The following is a 19944-nucleotide window of genomic DNA, read 5'->3' as shown; positions in this document are numbered from 1 at the left end:
TATATATTTAATATGAAGTTATTATTATTAATCTTCAGACACTAAAGGTCTTTCAATATCCATCGCCACATCTAACAAAATAGCAACACCTTTATCGTTTACCATTGTCATATTTAAAGTATCTAACACTGCTAATTTTCTTGATATTAATCCACTAAATTGGTTGTAAGAGATATTCATTTCTTTTAAGTTATTTAATTTCTCTAAATCAAAAGGAACTTGACCTTCCATTTGGTTTTCAAATAAACTAAGGTTCTCTAACATTGTTAACTTCGCGATTTCGGCACTTAATTTACCTCTTAGCTTATTACTGCTTAAAAGCAATGTCTTTAACGTAGCAACATCATAAAGCGAACTTGGTATTTGACCTTCCAATTCATTATTAAAAGCGGCCAACGTTTCTAAGTGTTTTAATTTTCCAATTTGAGCAGGCAATTCACCAGAAAGTCTATTCATATAAAGTTCAAGAACGACCAACTTGTTCAACTCCCCTACTGAAGATGGAATAGTTCCTGTCAATTTATTAAATGATAAATCCAAAACCACTAATTGTTTCAAATTTTCTAAAGCGGATGGTATGATACCAGATATCCCGTTTTTATGTAAATTCAGTTCTCTTAAATCACTAAGGTTAACGATTTCACTAGGTATTTCACCAGTAAGATTATTATTTGCTAAATTTATTGATACTACTTTATCTCCTTCCAATACAACACCATACCAAGTTGATATAGGGGAAGATAAATCCCACTTTGTATTCCAATTTGCTCCGTTTGTAGCATTATACAATTTCAAAAGAACTGTTTTATCAGAAACTGAAACTTCTGCCATCATTGAAACTGATGCCAAAACTGTTAGTAGTAGAGTAAAAATATTTTTCATAATCTTGAATTTATACGTTTTCGAATGATTAAATGTACATAATAAACAGATTATCGACAAATAAAATCGACGAACTACATCTTATTATTGATTTAAAGAGTGTTTTTCTTACATAATCTTGTTTTACTATTACTAAAAAATATACTACATTTGATTTGTTAATTAAAAAACTAACTCTATGGAAATCAATTTTTTAGCACTTTTAGTTGCAGCGGTATCAACATTACTCGTAGGATTTGTTTGGTATCACCCAAAAGTTTTTGGAACTATATGGATGAAAGAAGCGGGTATGACCGAAGACATAATGAAAACTAGAAACATGTCATTAATTTTTGGAATGGCAGTATTTTATGCTTTTCTAATTGCGATGACTCTTCAATTTTTAGTCATTCATCAATGGGGTGCAGTCAGTATGGTTGGAGGTGATCCAGCATTGGCAAAACCATCCTATGCTAACTTCATGGCTGATTATGGAACTGTCTTCCGCACGTTTAAACACGGCCTGCTTCACGGCTTTATTGCTGGTTTGTTTCTTGCATTACCAATTATTGGAACCAATGCATTATTCGAAAAAAGAAGTTGGAAATACACTTTAATAAATGGTGGGTTCTGGATCGTTTGTTTTATGCTAATGGGCGGTATAATTTGCGCTTGGGCATAACCATTTCCTTTTATTATACAGTTTCGCCTCTTTTAGAATAAAGAGGCGAGATTTATTTTATAGTTGCTCAATGGCTTTTGCCAAATTAAAATCTTTATCCGTTAAACCGTCTGCATCATGAGTTGATAAGCGAATATCTACCTTATTATAGACATTAAAAAGTTCAGGGTGGTGATTGTGTTTCTCAGCTATAATACCTACCTGAACTATAAAAGCGAGTGCTTGACTAAAATTCTTGAATACAAATTTCTTTTCGATTCCGCTATCATTATACTTCCAGTCTTTTAACTCTTTTAAAATAGGTTGAGCTGTGATTTCATTGTATATATTCATGATTTCCGTTTTTATTAAAATTAGTTAAAATTTGTCTAATTGCTTTGCTATTTAACTTTATATATTAATTTAGACAAATACTAACTTTTCCATCCCTTGAGCTCTACCTTTTCCTTCCAAATTTATTCTTCGGTTACAAATATTCCTTCAAATTGGGACTCTTTGGCAACAAACAACATCTTTCTTTCTAGAGATTATTTAGAAATATTAGCGATTTCAGCTCCAAAAAATGTGCAGTGCCATTTTATCGGAATGTTTCTTAATGAAGAATTGGTTGGCATAGCAGTGACGCAGTATATCAACTTAAGTGAACTACATTCCTTTGGAGAAAGAGACCATTGTCTAAAAACAATCGTACGCGACTTTGTCTTCAAAAATTTCAGTTCTAATGTATTGGTACTTGGTAACAATATGCTGACTGGGCAAAATGGATGGTGTTTTGGATCAAAATTGCCAGCATCAGAAGGATTAGCATTATTAAAAAAAGCGACAGATGAGTTAAAGAAAAATTTCCGTACAAACGGCACAAAAATACATCTTACGATTTTTAAAGATTTTGCTGAAGAGCGAATTCCATTTTTTAAAATCCCAGAGTTTAAATCCTTTTTTCAGTTTACAACCCAACCTAATATGATTTTCAACATTAGGGATTCCTGGTCTAACTTTGATGATTACATTGCAGATTTATCTAAAAAATACCGAGACCAGTATAAAAGGGCGCGAAAAAAAGCAGAAGGAATTTCGAAAAGAAAATTATCTCTCGAAGAAATCACGAGCTATAATTCAAGAATATATGCATTGTATATGAATGTGGCTAAGAATGCTCCGTTTAACACCTTTTACTTATCTGAAAACCATTTTAAAACTTTAAAAACACTACTAAAAGATAAATTTCTTTTTTACGGTTACTTCGTAGGAGACGAATTAATTGGATTCAACACACTGATAAAAAACGGAAAAGACATTGATACCTATTTTTTAGGTTATGACGAAATCTATCAACGAGAAAAAATGTTATACCTAAACATGCTCTACGACATGATTGGTTTCTCAATTAACAAAGAATACAGCCGTATTATTTTTGCCAGAACAGCATTAGAAATTAAAAGTTCAGTGGGAGCACAACCGGTGGATATGTATGGAATGATGCAACACAGCAATCCTTTTGTAAACCTTTTTGTTTCAAGAACTTTTAGCTATTTTGAACCTAAAATGGAATGGAAAGAACGAAATCCATTTAAGTAAATAAATTATTACGGAATGGCTACTTTAAACTTTTTTGGAGAAATGGACACATTCAGTTCTGTTTCTCTACCACAATATTCCCCATCTATTTGAAAACTTACTGCTGAGTTTAATTTGATATTTGCCTTATCAGTTGAAATGATCTCGATATCGCCAGATTCTACTGGTATATTACCCGCAATAATTTTAGCAAAAATGGGCAAATCTAGATTTTTTAAAAGTACCAATTCAAATTTTCCGTCATTCATAATTCCCTGAGGATTAATAACAATTCCTGTTCCGTATTTTTTAGAATTAGCTATAACTATCATTTGCGCTACACATTCAAAGATCTGACCATTAGCAGTAATTGTTGCAGAGAAAGGTTCTTCTTTCTCAACCAAAGTATTAAAAACTTGCAACGCATACCCCCATTTACCATGTATAGCACTACTCTCATAGTTTTTTATGAGTTCTGCATTTAACCCCAGATCACTAAGATGTAAACTTTTGTTGCCATTTATAACTATCATATCCATTTCCATAAAAGTATGATGAAAAGCTATTGGCAGATTATCTTCCAGTCTTTTAGGAATATTTAGATCTGTAGCCAAGCCATTAGCGGAGCCAGCAGGAATTATCCCAAAAATAACATCTACACCTTCCAATGCTTCAGCTACTAATTTTATGGTTCCATCACCTCCTGCTACAATTACTCTTTCTGGCTTGAATGTATCATATAAACCTTTAATTTTAGAAGTATCATCACCGGCTGTAGTAGTATACAACACTAAATTCAGCCCTTCCTTATCTGCAAAAACTGAAGTTGCTTCAATAATTTCTGATTTGTCAATTCCCCCCGCAACAGGATTAACAATCAATATGATATTCTTTTTCAAAGTTTTATTTCTTTTATTGATTAAAAATAATTAATTTTCAACATACTTCAAAAGTAGTAAACAAAATGAGACCGATCCTAAAATTATATCGTGGTTATGCAAATGAGCAAGAACTAATTGTGATGGGCCATGTTTTCAAACCTACCACAAAAAAAGATTACGATTTCCTTTCAAAAAACTTAAGAAATGCAAGATCCGTAATCAGTATGTTTCGAATTAAAACACAAGCAAATGCAGACGTTTACCTAGTCCACAACGATATAAAAATACATACAAAAACCTTAGTTGATGGTTACTTCAAATTTTGCATTCCGCTAGCACAAACTGAGGATTATGGTTGGATCGATTATGAAGTAAGTATCATTTATAAGAACGAAACTATTGTAACCAAAGAAAGCTATTTCCGACCGAGGATAGGTAATTTAGGAATCATATCAGACATTGATGATACATTTCTAGTTTCCTATACCCTAAATCCGTTTAAAAAATTATACCATCTCTTATTTAGGAATGTCCATTCTAGAAAAGTTTTTGAAGATGTTGTTCCACATTTCCAAGCATTAAGCTCTTCAGGAAGAACGAACGTAGGAGAACTAAATGCTTTTTTTTATGTCTCCAGTAGTGAGTGGAATTTGTACCGATTTCTTGTACTGTTTACCGAAATCCACAAATTACCCAAAGCTGTTTTACTATTAAAAGACATCAAAACAAGTCTACTGAATTTCTTATGGTCTGGAAGAGGCGGACACAATCATAAGTTTGAAAAAATAAAACATATTTTAGAATTCTATCCCAGTTTGAAGTATGTACTGATTGGAGATGACTCCCAACATGACCCTTTTTTATATGAAGCTATAAGTAAAATTTTTCCATTGACTGTGAAAGCGGTGTATATAAGACAAACGGGGGAATATAAAAAAGAGAAGGTAACGAAAATATTAGAAAATCTAGAAACGCTGGATATTTCGGTTTGCTATTTTAAAAATAGTGCCCAAGCGATTTCACATTCTAAGAAGGCAGGTTTAATTTCTTAAAAAAAGAAGTTATTCACTGCAAGGATGCAATAGCCCAGATGGCAATGAAATCCTTTTACAGCCTCGTTATATTTTTTCTTAGACTAAAAGAGCGACCAACGGAAGCTCCTTTTAGTATGTAGAAAAAAATAAACGAGACCAGAAAGGATGTAATGAACAGCTGGAAAAAGCTCCTCAAAAATTCTGAAATTACCTATTAATTAGGCTTTATCAATCTCTTCTTGAACCACTTCCCAGTCCAAAAGTAATTTATCTAACTCGGCTTTCTTTTTATTGTATGCTTTAAAGAAAGAAGCGTCTTCAATGTTTTTATTGTAATTTGAAGCTAACATTTTATCGTCATGCTGAATGTCTTTTTCTAATTGCTTAATTTGACTTTCTATTTTACTCAAACGATTCTGTAATGCTTTCCCCTTTTTTTGTTCTTCATAGGAAGCTTTATTACTGTCTTTGGGAGCGGCTGCTTTAAGCGCATCCTTCTTCTCGACTTCGCGCATATTCTCTAAATTGCGTTGCTCTAAGAAGTAGTTAACATCCCCTAAGTATTCTTTTATCTTTTGATCTCTAAATTCATAAACTATGTTAGACATTCCCTGAAGAAAATCTCTATCGTGAGAAACCAGAAGTAAAGTACCTTCATATTTTTGCAATGCTGCTTTCAAAACGTTCTTAGATTTAATATCTAAGTGATTCGTAGGCTCATCCATTACCAACACATTTATAGGTTGCAACAGCAATTTACAAAGCGCTAGACGGTTTCTTTCTCCTCCTGAAAGGACTTTTACCTTTTTCTCTACATCATCGCCACGAAAGAGGAATGAACCCAACATATCGCGTACTTTAGAACGATTGGTATCTGAAGCGGCATCTTCCATAGTTTGAAGTAACGTAATCTCACCATCCAAGTACTCCGCTTGGTTTTGCGCAAAATAACCTACTTGTACATTATGACCTAACTTTATATCTCCTTCATATTCAAATTCGTTAACAATAGCCTTAATAAAAGTTGATTTACCTTGTCCGTTTTGACCGACAAAAGCAATCTTGCTTCCACGCTCTACCAACAGTGAAATGTCTTTTAAAATGGTTTTATCTCCATAGCTTTTTGTAACATGGTCTGCTTCGATTACAACACGACCGGGAACTTTAGAAAGCGGAAAAGAGATATTCATAACAGAATTATCATCTTCATCGACTTCGATACGTTCTATTTTATCTAGCTTTTTTATCATCGATTGTGCCATGGAAGCTTTAGAAGCTTTTGCACGGAATTTCTCGATTAATTTTTCTGTCTCTTCAATTTTTTTAGCTTGATTCTTTTGTGTAGCCAATTGCTTTTCACGAATTTCATGACGCAACTCTAAATATTGAGAGTAAGGCTTGTTGAAATCGTATGCTTTTCCAAGGGAAATTTCAATTGTTCTATTAGTTACATTATCTAAAAACATTTTATCATGCGAAACAATTACTACCACACCAATATAATTACGCAAGAAACTTTCCAACCAAATGATACTTTCGATATCAAGGTGATTCGTAGGCTCATCCAGCAACAGAACATCATTAGCTTGTAATAATAATTTAGCTAATTCAATACGCATCCTCCAACCTCCAGAGAAAGTCTCTGTTTGATTATTAAAAACTTCTCTTTTAAAACCTAAACCCAAAAGAATTTTTTCAGTGTCACCAACATAGTTATAACCACCCAATAATTCAAAACGATGTGTATAATCAGATAAATCTTCAATTATTTTCGAATATTCCTCACTTTCATAATCAGTACGAGTGACTAATTGATGATTGATTTCTTCTAATTTTTTTTCTACAACTTTTATATCGACAAAAGCTTCATAAGCCTCTTCTAAAACTGTACGACCTTGCTCAAAATCAATATCCTGACGCAAAAAACCCATCCTCACATCTTTTTCTTGAGAAATCACTCCTGTATCAGGAAGAAAGTCCCCAGCCAACATCTTGAGCATTGTAGATTTACCTGCACCATTTTTACCAACAAGACCCACACGGTCTCCGGCACCCAATCGAAAGGTCACTTCTTCAAATAAATAGGAACCTCCAAACGAGACAGATAAATTGTGTATATTAAGCATGTATTATGATTTTATTCCTTTTCGAATTAGTAAATTTGTAACTCCAAAAAAAGGAAAAATTAAATTTTTTGCAAATGTTAAAAAAAGGATCCAAATTATATAGCATTTTAACAGGAACTTGTCCAAAATGTCAGAAAGAAAGTATGTATTTAGACCCAAATCCACTTCATTTGGGCAATATCTTAAAAATGAACGAAAATTGCAGCCATTGTGGGTTGAAATACCAAATTGAACCTTCCTTCTTTTATGGAGCTATGTATGTCAGTTATGGACTAAATGTAGCTATTGGAATTGCTGCCTTTATTATTTCGTATGTACTATTAAATTCATCATTAAAAGTGGCTTTTATTTCTATAATAGCTTCCCTTCTTGTTCTATTTCCAATTGTATTACGATGGTCCAGAAATATATATATTAATATGTTTGTGTCTTATGACCCCACTTTTAAGCAATAACAAAATCACCTCTCTCCTTTAGGCAGAAATCTTCTTATATTAATTTCAGAATCCAAAGGAATATTATTTTCTATGGCTTCATACAAAGCCTTAGCCATAGAAGGTCCTAGCATGACACCACGCGTACCTAATCCATTTAATATGTGTATTGCAGAGTATATGGAATGTGTTCCCACCAAGGGCCGCCTGTCTTTTACTGTCGGACGCACACCCGCAAAATGTTCAATGATTGTAAAATCACAGCTAACAATTTCTTTTATTCGCTCAATTAATTCCTGCTTCCCTTCTTCAGTAATTAGATCTGTTTTATCTTTCCAGTTGTAAGTTGCTCCCACTTTAAAAAGATCTCCACCCAAAGGCAAAATAAAAACGCTTGTATTCATGATAACGTCCAAATCAAGATCAGGAGCCTTAATTATAAACAACTCCCCTTTTGTACCGTCTAACGGTAAATGCTTGAAAAAAGGATTCGCATGCATCCCAAAACCTTCTGCAAAAATAATATGTTGGGCTTCAATATCTTTATACCGAATACCTCCAGGTATAATCTCGAGTAATTCATAATCGAATGCTTCCTCTAGGAACAAATTATTACTCACGAGATACTCCTTATACTTTTTTAATAGAACTGCAGTATCTACGTAGCCTGTCTGCAATACTTCACCATAATTATACGGCGAATCAATTCCCGAATATTTTTTTGTTATTAATTCCGTAGATAAAAATGGTGCCAAAGCAGCTTTATCTGACGCTGAAAACCAATTGTTTTGTTCTTCAATCGAAAAAAACTTCCTAAGAATCGGTTTTTTAAAGTCAACTTTAGTATTCAGTTTACCTTCCAAAACTCTATAGAACTCATTCATAACAAGCAACTGTTCTTGCGCCTGCCAAACTTCACTAAAACGTTTAAGAATAACCGGGTTATACAATCCTCCCGCAATCTTCGAAGAATTTTGGGAATTATTATCCATTACCAAAATCGTCTTATTATTGTGCAGTGCTATTTCAGCAAATCCAATACCGGCAAGTCCTGAACCTATTATTAAATAATCAATCATACTATGAAACTAACAAATAAAACAAAACACAAAGAAAGAACATTAAAAGCATCTAACTTAAAAATTAGGCATAAAAAAACTCTTATCGATTACGATAAGAGTTTCCTTTTATTTAACTAAATATGAAATTAATAATTCCACATATCTGATTCAAAATCACGAATTTTTTCTTTTACTCTCTCAGCTTCTAACAATTGATTTTGTGCATTATCTTTCATGTACTCATCAATTGCTCTATCTCCGTAAACATTTTCTTCCTTGTATATAACACTATTAAAATGTCTGGAGTTCAATATTTGGTCAAATGAGATTGGCATTGCTGAATTAGCATCATTAAAAGCTTTTGCATCATGCAAAACCTCTCTAGCCGACGGGAAGAACACCCAAAACAACTCGATATAATCCTTCTCATCATTATTCAACGTATAAACATCAGGTGTCACAGGACATATCCCCAACAAACGGTATTTTAATTCACTTTGACGTTTGTCAAAATACCAATATCCTTTAATTTTATACTGAACCACGTCTTGTGCTGTTATATCAGAAGTCAAAATGTATTCAGGAGATACTTGCAAACCTGCGTTTACTTGCTCTCTACCAGCATCTGTCATCTCTGTAAAACTTAATGCTGATTGAATATCTTTGTATGATTTTTTTGTGTTAAAATAACTATCCGAATAAACTTCCGTAATTTCTCTATTTTTCACAGCTTTAATCAGTACATCATATAACGATCGTCTGTTAGAACCAATATTTGCTGTATCTATTGGAAAATACAAAGGGAAATTTATTTTTTCACTTAGATCTATAATTTCCCAAACAGTTTTACCCATCAAAATATCTCTGTCATGCACATATCCGTAAGCCAATGGCTTATCATTGTCTGATATGAGTTGTGCTGCAGTTTTAAGACCTATCTCATCTGGTGTTTTTGCATTTAGCAAATTAGATTGTGCAAAAGAAGCAAAACCTCCAGTAATGGAAATAATAACTATTAAAAAATTTCTAACATTCATCATAATATGATTATAAGATATTGAAGTAGCCCTTAAGACCACTTGCTTATTATTGTATTTCAAAAATAACTGGAGCAGTTCTTGGCAATAAATAACTACCAGCACCAACAAGCTTAGTTTTAATTTCTGAAATCGTAACTTGATCTCCTCTTCCTGCTTTAGAAAGAACAGCTTTACATTGTGCGTTCAATTTATCTCCCTGAACAACAACTGTTCCTTGGCCTGTAACTTTTAAATTGAAACCAACAACATCTAAACCAACTTCAAAATCAAAATCTTCTAGCCTAGCACCAATTGTAGCAATCTCTAAATTTGATTTAGGTCCTTTTACTACACCTGTTTCTCCTCTAATAGTACCAGTTGGACCCGGAATACCTTTAATTCTAAATGTTTTTCTATCCGAAACTTTATCACCATTAGGAAGCGTTCCAGTAACATTAATTATTGTTTCTGTTCCTCCTCCAGGGCTCATATTGTATCTTCCACCACCTACTTTAGACAAACCAGTAGCGCTTGCTGACACATCACTATCTGCAATTCCAGCAAATGATATTGTCATAGGATTTACAACACCTCTATATACAACATTCATTTTATCAGCTGATATTGTAGCTGATTTAGGTCTGGCAACAACAACATATTTATCCTTTATAGGTAAACTTACTACTTTACCACCTTCATCAAAGTTGAAAGAACCTCCTATCGGGTGCTCTCCAATATTACCTGATCCGAAAGAAAACTTAGCTTGACCAGCCTCTGCTTGAACACTAGATCCATTAATAATAACGGATTTAGCTTTTAATGATGGATCAAATTTTCCTAATATAATCTTACCTGTAACTGCTTCACCTTGAAAAAACACTGATTTATCTAGCACTACTATAGGTTGATAAGCAGTTAAAGAAGCTGCAGCAACTAAATCAGTTTGAAACATTCCGCTCATTACATCACTTTCTGTCGCTTTTATATCTGCTTGTAATTGAGATAATTTAGTTATTGTAGCAATAAGTGGAAATCCTTTGTAATTATAATCTATCCAGGCTAATTTAGCACCTGCTTTTTCTGAGTATACCGGAGTTGTAGCAAATCTTGCTTCAATTTTTTTCATTTCAGATTCAGCAATTGCACTTCCTCCAATTTGTTTTATTTGAGCCGAATAATTATTCACTTTATCAACAAACTCTTGACCTTGTTTAGAAACTTTATCTCCAGTAAAAAACATCCTGTCAATTAAATCTCCTTTATCCATTTGTTCGTAAGGTAAATTTCCTTCTTTATCTCTTACAAAATCCTTGGTCACTGTTGTTTTTATGTTTTCTAAATAATCATTAAACTCTTTAGAAACGACTCTAATTTTTTCAACTTTTACTTTTTTATCTCCAAACTGCCCTGGTTGATCCACTGCTTTTTGAGCTAATTGTAAAAATGAACTTTCATTTCTAGTATCAGTAATTGAATTTGATTCAACAATTTTTTTATTTAATATCCCAAAAGCTGATAAAACTTCTTTCGACATATTCAAAGCTAACATTGCGATAAAAATTAAGTACATCAGATTTATCATCTTCTGTCTTGGGGTTAGTTTTCCTCCTGCCATATTTTCTAATAATTAGTTAGTTGTTTTTTGTATAGTTCGAAACTAATTACCCTTTGTTACCCATTGCAGAAAGCATTCCACCATAAACATTGTTCAATGATGATAAGTTAGTTGTCAATGACTGCATTTGTTCTTTTAATTTTAAGTTGTTCTCAAGAACTTCTTCATTGATTTGTGCATTTCTTGAAGCACTTTGCAACTGTACTTTATATAAACTGTTTAGAGACTCCATTTGCGCAGCCGCAATACTTAACTCTTCACTATATTTTTGTGTTGAAGCCATAGATTCAGCAGTTGGAGCAATACTTTTTGCCGCAGATTCAAAATTTTTGATGCTGTTTCCTAAACTCGACATTAATTCTCCGTCAATTTTAGCATCTTTCAACATAGCATCTAACTTTTGAGATAACATTCCTTGTGAATCTGAAGGCGCTTCTACTCTTTTTTTAGCCGGTCCTTTTACACCGTTAGCTAATTCTGGATAAACCAATGTCCAATCTAACTCATCGTCAACGGGCTCAAATGCGGAAAGAGCAAAAATTAAGGCTTCAACAACCAATCCGATTGTCAACATTAAATTTCCCGTAATAATTCCAAACTCAATATGCGTGATTTTAAATAACGCACCTATAATTACTACTGCAGCCCCCATTCCATATGAGAAATTCATTGCTTTTTTACTTAATAATGCCATAATTTTTTTTGATTTAAAGGAGTTTTTTTATCTATTTTTAACTTTTTTACCGTTGCCGGTCGTTTGCAATCCCATGTAATCCTGAACAGTTCTAAATCCGATAAAACTTCGTGCAGAATCAGCATATTCGAAATCCCTTGTACTTACCTGTAGGAAATAAGCAACATCTTTCCATGAACCTCCACGAACTACCTTACGTTTGTTAGAAGCATCTAATACATTTGGATTCATTGAGGAAACATATTCATATGCATTAGGGTCATAAGAAGAATCTGTCCATTCAGAAACATTTCCTGCCATATTATATAAATTATAACCATTTGGCTCATATGATTTCGCCTCAACTGTATACAATGCTTGATCCGCTGCATAATCTCCCCTGTTTGGTTTGAAATTTGCAAGAAAGCAACCTCTGTCATTCTTAGTATAAGGTCCACCCCATGGATATGTAGCTGACTCTAAACCTCCTCTTGCAGAATATTCCCATTCCGCTTCAGTTGGTAATCTAAATGAGTTAATTAAATCACGTCCTTTTTTCTTTGATTTAATATAGCTGTTTTTATTTAATGTTCTCCAAGCACAAAAAGCTTTTGCTTGTGTCCATTTCACTCCAACTACAGGATAATCTCCATACGCTTTATGCCAGAAATAGTCATTATGCATTGGCTCATTATACGAGTATGCAAAATCTTTAATCCAAACTGTGGTATCTGGATATACTTTTACTTCTTCTGTTTTTATAAAATCTTTCCTTTTCCCAACTTTAGCTTTTGCTGCAGCTTGAATATCCATCCAAGAATATCGAAATTTCAATTTATCAACATCGATAGTTCGTAATCCGTTATAAGAAGCTTCCAATGGCAAATACATTGAATCCATAACTTCTACATAATATTCATCTGGATATAATTTAGGATCTTTGATTAACTTTACTTTTTTATTAAGTCTTCTTCCAGCATAAGGATCATCATCTGTACCAATACTATAATAGTTATCGTACATGTACTTATCGTAAGCTGTCATTTTTTCAGGATCTGAATCATTGAATGCAAAATCCCCTATACTACCAGAATTCTTACCTTTTCCTTTTCCATCTGCGGCGGTTATACCACTCATGTCTGCAAGAATAGCTAAACGCACTCTCATTGTAGAATCTTTTACCCATTCCACAAATTGACGATACTCACTATTTGTTATCTCAGTTTCATCCATATAGAATGACCTAACAGTTACTGTCTTTGTTGGCGCATCTTGTATTGAAGCTACATCATCATCAGATTTACCCATAGTAAAAGCACCACCCGGTACTAAAGTCATACCATATGGTTTTTCAGGATGCCATTTACTTCCTTTAGCTCCAACCAACTCACCTTTGTCGCCTGACTTACCACAGCCGACTAACAGTGCCAATATTGCCATAAATGCAATGAACTTCTTCATATAAATGCGGGTTATGTATTCATTATTATAAAACTTTGTAAACCTATTTATTATTTTTTAAAAAAACAATAATTTTAAACTAAACATTCTTTTTTATAAAATTAATTTAGTTGTATAAAAACCTTCCTTCTAAATGCTGTTTTTACGTTGTGCCTTCCACCATCTTTCCGGCAATTCCTGATTACATGCGCCTAAATATTCATCGTACGAACAAGGTAATAACGTATTTCTCTTTAATTTATTATTCCCATTGGAAATAAATGGTATTTCTATCCACCATCTGTCCGTTTTGTCGCTTTTATGAAAAATAAGAACTTCTTCTTCAAGAGGAACGATATATTTTATATAATTTTCTCGGCTTCCAAAAGGGTATTCATTAGATCTGTAATGATATCCTTCTATAAAATACCAAATTATCTGCGCGATTAGAACAGATTCTTGAGCTGAATTATTATGATTGAATATCCCAAATATAGACACTTTATCACTAATTCCCGCATATCTAGACAAAGAACATATCTCTTTTCCGTTAAAACCATTAGGCGCAAACGTATTAAAATTACCAGAATCAGATGATTTTACAGAATTCAAATCAAGACTAACTACATCTGCATCTCTAAATACTGGCTCCGCTAACGCAATGTTATTAGAAATCTCTCCTAACCTATAGCCGTCAAAAAACAGCTTCTCAACTAGGTCAATCTCTTCTTGTGAGTTATAATAGGTCTGATACCCTATGTTGCAATAATTAAACAGATTGTTCGGCTCATCAATAATTATTTTAGTCAAATAAGATGAAGCGAAAACCTCATCATTTTCTTTTCCAAAATCGAATTTACTGTCTATTGAAACTAAATTTACCATCTGTTCCAACTCGTCAAAAGCCCTATATAGTGCAAATGTCAAATCTTGGGAACCTCCGATAACTAAAGGTATAATTTTTTTCTTAATTAAGTTTGAAACTACTTTTCGCAAAGCAAAATAAGTGTCATCAATAGAATTCCCTGGTAGAATATCACCTAAATCAGCAATTGACGCATCCCAGTTACCCGGAAACATAGTATACAATTCTCTACGAATTGCTGATAAATCAACATTTTCTATCGTTTTACCACTACCACGGCTCTCTAAAACCCCAATTACCGCGATATTAATCTTATTTAAATCCGGAAACTGGTCTTTTGTATGAAAAACTACTTTACTCCCCAACTGCTGAGATGTCAACCCTTGAATTAATTCAAGAATTTCAGTATCAACAGCTTCTAAAAAATCAAATTCCATTCTATTTCTTTTTTGCTACAGGTTTCTTAACTGCTGGTTTTTTAGCCGCTGCTTTCTTAGCTGGTGCTTTTTTAGCAGCCACCTTTTTTGCAGGCGTCTTTTTAGCTATCATTTCTTGAACTTCTTCCAAGGTCAGTTTTGTAGCATCCACTTCTTTTGGAAGTTCAATTTTCATCTTTCCTTTGGTTATAACAGAGCGTCCCCAACGTGCTTTTTCAACTAAAATCCCTTCTTCTTCCCAGTTATGCAAAACTTTATCAATATTTTTCTGTAATTTATCTTCAATCAAGGCTTCAATATCTGATTGCGACAAATTATCAAAATTATATTTCTTACTTACATTGATAAACAAACCATTCCATTTGATAAAAGGACCAAAACGGCCAACACCTTTCTGAACACCCTCGCCTTTATAGACCGCAATAGGCGCATCAGCGATTGCTTTCTCATCAATCAATTCTTTTGCTCTATCAAAATCTACATCTAAAGGGTTTTCTCCTTTTGGCAAGGACACAAAAGCAGCACCATGACGAATGTAAGGACCATAACGACCATTACTCACCTCAACTTCTTCATCTTTATATTGCCCTAGATTTTTAGGTAGTAAAAACAAGTTTAAAGCCTCTTCTAAAGTAATGTTTCCAATATTTTGCTCCGTTAATAAACTAGCAAATTTCTTCTCTTCGTCATCTGCTTCCCCAATTTGAGCCATTGGCCCAAATTTCCCTAATCGAACAGAGACTTGTTTTCCAGTCACTGGATCTTTTCCTAGAATTCTTTCACCGCTTTCTCTTTCAGCATTTGCCTCTACATCTTTAACTATTGGATGAAATTTATCGTAGAATTCCTGCATCATCTCTGTCCAGTTCACATTTCCTTCTGCAATTTCATCAAAATCCTGCTCTACTTTTGCAGTAAAATTATAATCTAAGATATTTCCGAAATTCTTCACTAAGAAATCAGTAACAATTGTCCCGATGTCTGTTGGAACTAATTTTCCCTTATCAGAACCTGTATTCTCTTTAAGCAACTTCTCTTCTAGTTTTCCTGATTGCAAAACCAATTGCGTATAATTACGTTCCTGACCGTCAAGATTTCCTTTCTCAACATAATTTCTGTTGATAATAGTAGAAATGGTAGGCGCATAAGTTGACGGACGACCAATTCCTAGTTCTTCCAGTTTTTTAACCAAAGAAGCTTCCGTATAACGCGCCGGAGCTCTTGAGTATCGTTCCGTTGCTGTAATGTAATTATTCTGTAGTTTTTCATTGACTTTCATCGCTGGCAACATTCCTTCTTGCTCCTCTTCATCGTCATCGTGACCTTCCAAGTATACTTTTAGGAAACCTTCAAAAAGCAAGACCTCACCAGAAGCTGTAAAAATTTCACCGTGATTGTTTGCTTCAATTTTTACGTTTGTTCTTTCCAACTTTGCATCACTCATTTGCGAAGCCAAAGTTCTTTTCCAGATTAAATCATACAGACGAGCTTGATCTCTATCGATATTCACTGTATGACGCGACATATCTGTAGGACGAATCGCCTCGTGTGCTTCCTGTGCTCCTTTACTTTTATTGACAAAAGTTCGAGGCTTAGAAAATTCTTTCCCGTACGATTTTATGATTTCTGCCTCAGCAGCTTCCATTGCGTCTTTAGAAAGATTTACACTATCCGTTCTCATATAAGTTATAAGTCCAGCTTCATATAAACGTTGCGCTAATTGCATTGTAATTCCAACAGGTAAATAAAGTTTTCTTGCCGCTTCTTGTTGTAAGGTCGAAGTTGTAAAAGGTCCTGTTGGTGATTTTTTGGTTGGTTTTGTTTCTAAATCTGCAACCTTATAAGTAGAACCGATATTTTTGTTTAAAAAATCTTCTGCTTCTTTTTTAGTATTGAAATTCTTCGGAAGTTTTGCCTTGAATGATTTCCCTGATTCATTGGTAAACTCGGCAACAATAGAATAACTTGCTACTGCATTAAAGTTTTGAATATCTCTTTCACGCTCTACGATTAAACGAACCGAAACAGATTGCACACGACCTGCTGAGAGTCCGCCTTTAATTTTTCTCCATAAAACAGGAGACAATTCATAACCTACTAATCGATCTAAAACACGACGAGCTTGTTGTGCATTTACTAAATTATAATCAATCTCACGTGGATTATCAATCGCTTTTAAAATAGCGGTCTTGGTAATTTCATGAAATACAATTCGTTTTGTTTTTGCTTTATCTAAATTTAATTCTTCGGCAAGATGCCAAGAAATAGCTTCACCCTCGCGATCCTCATCACTTGCTAACCAAACCATTTCGGCTTTTTTAGCTAATCCTTTCAACTTAGTGACCAAGGCTTTCTTATCAGCAGAAACTTCATATTTAGGTTTAAAACCATTCTCTACATCTACCCCAATTTCTTTCGAAGGCAAGTCGGCAATATGCCCGTAACTTGACTCCACCTGAAAATCACTTCCTAAAAATTTCTCGATTGTTTTCGCCTTTGCAGGGGACTCCACTATTACTAAATTCTTTGCCATTGCTCTATTTTTCTTGGACAAAAGTAGAAGTTTTTTTTAAATATAGTGCTTTTGACAATTTTAAAAGTGGCATTAAAAATTAATAAGCACTAAAATAAAGGTAAGACCCATACTGTTTTCCAACAAAATACGTCTTCAAATATAACTGAAACAATTAGTCCCTAAACATTTGAATTCAGATTACTGAAAAGGACTTAATTCAAAAAATAAAGTTACAACTTACCCGTTACAACTACATTTATGCCTATTTCTTCGAGTTTCGTTTTAGTTTCGGGATCGATACCATCATCAGTAATCAAGACGTCTATTTTGTTTAAATTACATATTTTACCAAAACCCCTAATATTCATTTTTGTTGAATCAGCCAGAACTATAACTTTTTCAGCAACTTCTATCATTGCCTGATTTAGATGTGCTTCAAGTGCATTTGACGTACTTAGACCGAACTCTAAATGAATCCCATCAGTTCCTAAAAACAATTTATTACAAGAAAATTGTCCTAAAATAGCCTCAGCAATAGGTCCAACTGCAGAAGTGGAACTGTTTCGAATATCTCCGCCTAACTGAATTGTATCAATACTTGGTTCTTTACAAAGTTCCAACGAAACCTTTAATGACGGCGTAAGCACTGTCAACTTATTAAACCCTGTAATAATTCGAGACAAATAATGAATATTAGAACCCGAACCTAATATGATATAATCGTTATTACTTATATACTTTAATGCCTCTAAGGCAATTTGCTTTTTCTGCTCTACCTGTAAAGCCTCCTTGTCACTTACATCTCTTTCAAAAGCATAAATAGGCTGCTTGCTAGCTCCTCCATGCGTACGATGCAAAAGCTTTTCGTTTTCCAAAAAATTCAAGTCCTTTCGTATGGTTACGGTTGAAACATTATGCGTTTCACACAAATCTACCACATTCACATATCCTTTTTGATCTAACTCCCTAAGTATATCCTCTTGTCTTCTATTGATTATAGTCATAATAACTCCTAATTATTTAATATTGGCCGCATTTAAAGATACAAAAATAAAATTTATTAATAAATTTCATTTAGTTTAATTTAGTTTCGTTTAATTTCATTATGTTTGCAATTCGAAAGCATACGGAACCAAAAAACAATAAACATTACACACAATGAAACTATCTGAACAATTAACAAAACTAAAACAAACTCCAGAATGGGATGTAATCATCATTGGTGGAGGCGCTAGCGGACTTGGTACTGCACTTGATGCTGCCAGCAGAGGATACAAAACCGTTTTGGTTGAAGCAGTAGATTTTGCTAAAGGAACTTCTAGTAGAAGTACTAAATTAGTTCACGGTGGCGTACGTTATCTTGAACAAGGTGACATATCTCTTGTTAGAGAAGCACTTAAAGAGAGAGGCTTAATGGCGCAAAACGCTGGGCATCTTGTTAAAAATCAATCTTTCGTTATTCCCAACTACAACTGGTGGGGTGGTTATTTCTACACCGTGGGTCTTACCATTTACGACATGCTTGCAGGTAAATTAAGCTTGGGGAAATCTAAATATATTTCGAAGAAAAAAACAATTGAACTACTTCCTACAGTTGAACAAAAAGGATTAATTAGTGGCGTTATCTATCAAGACGGTCAATTTGACGATTCGCGTTTAGCTATTAATATCGCGCAAACCGCAGTAGAACACGGCGCTTGCCTTTTAAACTATACTAAGGTTGTTAATTTACTAAAAGACGGCAACAATCAAGTAACTGGAGTTCAGGTTAAAAATCAAGAAACAGGAGAATTATTTGAATTAAAAGGGAAAGCGATAATAAATGCAACTGGTGTATTCACCAATGCAATAATGAAGCTAAACGATACTGTTTACAAAAAATACATTGTACCTAGCCAAGGAATCCACCTTGTTTTTGACAAATCATTCTTACCGAGTGATCACGCCTTGATGATTCCGAAAACAAGTGACGGAAGAGTTTTATTTGCAGTGCCTTGGCACGATAAAATTGTTGTAGGAACAACAGACACTTTAATAAAAAGTCATAGCTTAGAACCTATAGCACTAGAAAAAGAAATTGAATTTGTACTTGAAACTGCACAAAGATTCTTGGCAAAAAAACCTACTCGCGCAGATGTATTATCTGTTTTTGCTGGACTCAGACCTCTTGCAGCACCAGAAAAAGAAGGAAAAAGCACCAAAGAAGTTTCTAGAAGCCATAAAATAATTGTTTCAGAAACAGGATTAATCACAATTACTGGAGGCAAATGGACAACTTACAGAAAAATTGCCGAAGACATTATTGACAAAGCAATCACAGTTCGTCATTTACCTAAAAAAGAATGTAAAACAGAACATATTCCCATTCACGGAAACATCATAACCACTACTCTTGATCGCAAAAACCATTTATACATTTACGGAACTGATATCCCTAAAATAATAGAACTTCAAAATCAAGAACCCAAATTAAAAGAAAAGCTACACCCAAATTACGACTACACTCTTGCAGAAGTAGTATGGGCTATACGACACGAAATGGCCAGAACTATAGATGATGTTCTATCGAGAAGAGTACGTCTTTTATTCTTAGACGCTCGTGCAGCTCATGAAGCTTCAGACAAAGTTGCAAAACTACTTGCTAAAGAACTCGGGCATGACGACGCTTGGATAGAAGAACAAGTTGCTCAATTCAAAATACTCGCAAACGGTTTTCTTTTAACCGAATTTAAGTCCAATTAATT

17 protein-coding genes are annotated in these 19944 nt (G+C 33.9%); 5 read left to right on the top strand and 12 right to left on the bottom strand.

What is annotated here, in order from left to right:
- Nucleotides 1–27: 27 nt before the first annotated feature.
- Nucleotides 28–882 carry a leucine-rich repeat domain-containing protein gene (locus tag BLV35_RS02045; RefSeq protein WP_176980547.1) on the bottom strand — a complete coding sequence of 285 codons (855 nt, stop codon included), beginning with the start codon at nt 880–882 and terminating at the stop codon, nt 28–30.
- 178 nt (nt 883–1060) lie between these two features.
- Between BLV35_RS02045 and BLV35_RS02040 the strand changes: the two genes are divergently transcribed.
- Nucleotides 1061–1543 (top strand): DUF1761 domain-containing protein, encoded by a 483-nt coding sequence (locus tag BLV35_RS02040; protein WP_091084039.1) that lies wholly within the window; start codon nt 1061–1063, stop codon nt 1541–1543.
- 57 nt (nt 1544–1600) lie between these two features.
- Here BLV35_RS02040 and BLV35_RS02035 read toward each other — a convergent pair whose 3' ends face one another.
- Nucleotides 1601–1876 (bottom strand): 4a-hydroxytetrahydrobiopterin dehydratase, encoded by a 276-nt coding sequence (locus BLV35_RS02035; RefSeq protein ID WP_091084034.1) that lies wholly within the window; start codon nt 1874–1876, stop codon nt 1601–1603.
- Between the two features lie 96 nt (nt 1877–1972).
- Between BLV35_RS02035 and BLV35_RS02030 the strand changes: the two genes are divergently transcribed.
- Entirely contained in the window at nt 1973–3121 is a 1149-nt protein-coding gene (locus BLV35_RS02030; protein WP_091084030.1) for a peptidogalycan biosysnthesis protein, read from the top strand.
- 8 nt (nt 3122–3129) lie between these two features.
- Here BLV35_RS02030 and BLV35_RS02025 read toward each other — a convergent pair whose 3' ends face one another.
- Nucleotides 3130–3999 carry a diacylglycerol/lipid kinase family protein gene (locus tag BLV35_RS02025; protein WP_091084025.1) on the bottom strand — a complete coding sequence of 290 codons (870 nt, stop codon included), beginning with the start codon at nt 3997–3999 and terminating at the stop codon, nt 3130–3132.
- Between the two features lie 65 nt (nt 4000–4064).
- Here BLV35_RS02025 and BLV35_RS02020 point away from each other — a divergent pair, with 65 nt between their 5' ends.
- On the top strand, nt 4065–5033 hold the full coding sequence (locus BLV35_RS02020; RefSeq protein ID WP_091084022.1) for an App1 family protein: 969 nt from the start codon (nt 4065–4067) through the stop codon (nt 5031–5033).
- 200 nt (nt 5034–5233) lie between these two features.
- On the opposite strand, the gene BLV35_RS02015 is transcribed toward BLV35_RS02020, so the two are convergent.
- Nucleotides 5234–7141, bottom strand: coding sequence for an ABC-F family ATP-binding cassette domain-containing protein (locus BLV35_RS02015; RefSeq protein ID WP_091084018.1), 1908 nt, complete (start codon nt 7139–7141; stop codon nt 5234–5236).
- Between the two features lie 74 nt (nt 7142–7215).
- Between BLV35_RS02015 and BLV35_RS02010 the strand changes: the two genes are divergently transcribed.
- The gene (locus BLV35_RS02010) at nt 7216–7596 is read left to right on the top strand and encodes a DUF983 domain-containing protein (protein ID WP_091084014.1); all 381 of its coding nucleotides are present in this window, start codon (nt 7216–7218) and stop codon (nt 7594–7596) included.
- A 5-nt stretch (nt 7597–7601) separates the two neighbouring features.
- Here the strand turns inward: BLV35_RS02010 and BLV35_RS02005 are convergent, their stop codons facing one another.
- The 8 genes from BLV35_RS02005 to BLV35_RS01970 form a co-directional block, all read right to left on the bottom strand.
- A complete protein-coding gene (locus BLV35_RS02005; protein WP_091084011.1) occupies nt 7602–8654 on the bottom strand; it encodes an NAD(P)/FAD-dependent oxidoreductase in 1053 nt (350 codons plus the stop codon).
- A 128-nt stretch (nt 8655–8782) separates the two neighbouring features.
- Entirely contained in the window at nt 8783–9673 is an 891-nt protein-coding gene (gene porN, locus BLV35_RS02000) for a type IX secretion system ring subunit PorN/GldN (RefSeq protein WP_091084827.1), read from the bottom strand.
- 49 nt (nt 9674–9722) lie between these two features.
- Nucleotides 9723–11270 carry a type IX secretion system motor protein PorM/GldM gene (gene porM, locus BLV35_RS01995; RefSeq protein WP_091084006.1) on the bottom strand — a complete coding sequence of 516 codons (1548 nt, stop codon included), beginning with the start codon at nt 11268–11270 and terminating at the stop codon, nt 9723–9725.
- 46 nt (nt 11271–11316) lie between these two features.
- Nucleotides 11317–11964, bottom strand: coding sequence for a type IX secretion system motor protein PorL/GldL (gene porL, locus BLV35_RS01990; RefSeq protein ID WP_091084001.1), 648 nt, complete (start codon nt 11962–11964; stop codon nt 11317–11319).
- 27 nt (nt 11965–11991) lie between these two features.
- Nucleotides 11992–13404, bottom strand: coding sequence for a T9SS ring complex lipoprotein PorK/GldK (gene porK, locus BLV35_RS01985; protein ID WP_091083996.1), 1413 nt, complete (start codon nt 13402–13404; stop codon nt 11992–11994).
- A gap of 129 nt (nt 13405–13533) precedes the next feature.
- The gene (locus tag BLV35_RS01980; RefSeq protein ID WP_091083993.1) at nt 13534–14685 is read right to left on the bottom strand and encodes a formimidoylglutamase; all 1152 of its coding nucleotides are present in this window, start codon (nt 14683–14685) and stop codon (nt 13534–13536) included.
- A gap of 1 nt (nt 14686) precedes the next feature.
- The gene (gene topA, locus BLV35_RS01975) at nt 14687–17218 is read right to left on the bottom strand and encodes a type I DNA topoisomerase (protein WP_091083990.1); all 2532 of its coding nucleotides are present in this window, start codon (nt 17216–17218) and stop codon (nt 14687–14689) included.
- Between the two features lie 212 nt (nt 17219–17430).
- Nucleotides 17431–18204 (bottom strand): DeoR/GlpR family DNA-binding transcription regulator, encoded by a 774-nt coding sequence (locus tag BLV35_RS01970; protein WP_091083988.1) that lies wholly within the window; start codon nt 18202–18204, stop codon nt 17431–17433.
- Nucleotides 18205–18358: 154 nt separating this feature from the next.
- Here BLV35_RS01970 and BLV35_RS01965 point away from each other — a divergent pair, with 154 nt between their 5' ends.
- A complete protein-coding gene (locus tag BLV35_RS01965) occupies nt 18359–19942 on the top strand; it encodes a glycerol-3-phosphate dehydrogenase/oxidase (RefSeq protein ID WP_091083985.1) in 1584 nt (527 codons plus the stop codon).
- The last annotated feature ends 2 nt before the right edge of the window (nt 19943–19944 follow it).

It is taken from the genome of Flavobacterium gillisiae, from assembly GCF_900107635.1.
GTDB lineage: Bacteria > Bacteroidota > Bacteroidia > Flavobacteriales > Flavobacteriaceae > Flavobacterium > Flavobacterium gillisiae.
This window is presented reverse-complemented; position numbering and strand designations above follow the sequence as displayed.